This window comes from Methanocalculus sp., from assembly GCF_029762515.1.
GTDB lineage: Archaea > Halobacteriota > Methanomicrobia > Methanomicrobiales > Methanocorpusculaceae > Methanocalculus.
In genome coordinates this window covers 1-1,182 of sequence record NZ_JARVGN010000552.1, presented here as the reverse complement: position 1 = coordinate 1,182, position 1,182 = coordinate 1, and the positions used below count along the sequence as shown (strand labels likewise).

The 1,182-nt window shown below is 41.4% G+C and carries 2 protein-coding genes; both read left to right on the top strand.

Annotated elements, in window-relative coordinates; all coding sequences use genetic code 11:
- Window positions 1-187: hypothetical protein (locus QCH34_RS13080; RefSeq protein WP_300334768.1), on the top strand; the 187-nt coding region annotated here is incomplete at its 5' end.
- A 40-nt stretch (window positions 188-227) separates the two neighbouring features.
- Window positions 228-1,001, top strand: coding sequence for a hypothetical protein (locus QCH34_RS13075; RefSeq protein WP_300334767.1), 774 nt, complete (start codon window positions 228-230; stop codon window positions 999-1,001).
- Window positions 1,002-1,182 lie beyond the last annotated feature (181 nt).

The following is a 1,182-nucleotide window of genomic DNA, read 5'->3' as shown; positions in this document are numbered from 1 at the left end:
AGATGATGGCGTCCCCCAGACTGAGATCCATGATGGGCGGACTCCATTTCCTAAAAAAGCAAAATTCGCATCGATAATTGCAGGCAGTGATGACGTGGAGATTAACCGAGCGGATTACACTTCCCTGGGACATCCTAGGAGAATCTTGTGGAATATCTCATGTTACATCTCGGTAATTGAAACTTAAAATAGTAACAAAAAATAACCTTGGAAATAATTGTTGTCCTATGACCGATGGGGAACATATCCACATCATCAGTGCTGGAGAGAGCATTCACAAGACATATCCCATTTCGATCAACCAGCTGGAGAACATCACGAGGACCTTTGTCATTGTTGAAGATGACATCTTTATCGATAGTGATTCTGATTCGGAACGCCTGAAGGCAACGAAACCCAGAATTCGGGAGGCAATTAGCACTGTTCAACAAATCTCCGAAGTGATGAAGATACCCTGTATGGTGCAAAAAATTGATTCTGTTACGTTTGATGCGATACGGGATGTTGTACTGGATATTTATGCCCAGTACCCTGGAGCAAAGTTTTCATTCAACATATCTGGCGGGACAAAACCTCTATCAATTGGTCTCTTCGTTATGTCGGTGTGGCTTGAAGGCGAAGCATATCACACACCCGGTGAGAAGATAGCAATTCAAAAACTTTCAATACCAAAGATGCATGTCAAAGATGTCTCGACAAATCCCAACTATGTGCAAATATTAAAATTACTCAGCCCTTATGGCGAGGCCGGTCTACTCAGAAAATTATTGCAGGTTGAGTTCTCGAAAAAATACGTTCCAATCAGGGAAAAGGATGAAAAGAAAACAAAGCGGGTATTTCATTCCGCAATTCTTTCAAAGTATCTTTCATCGCTTGTAGAGTGGAACCTTGTCAAAGAACGGTATAAATCGGGTAGCAAGAAGGAAAAAATCTATTCGATTACGTCGGATGGCATTTTAGCGTTGCGTTTCATTGAAATTCGTGGAAAAAAGACCGAATAGCGTCATGAAATTGTTACCAATATTATTTTTAATTTCTTTTCCTGTGTTTTGTTTCGGGAATAACATATGAAAACCCCTGATTGATCACTTACCAAATCTCAGGAGGTGATACACTTGGGGAAGAAATCCATGACACAAAAATCTGCCAGCCGCATCCAGTCCCACGCAGACAAGACCGGCA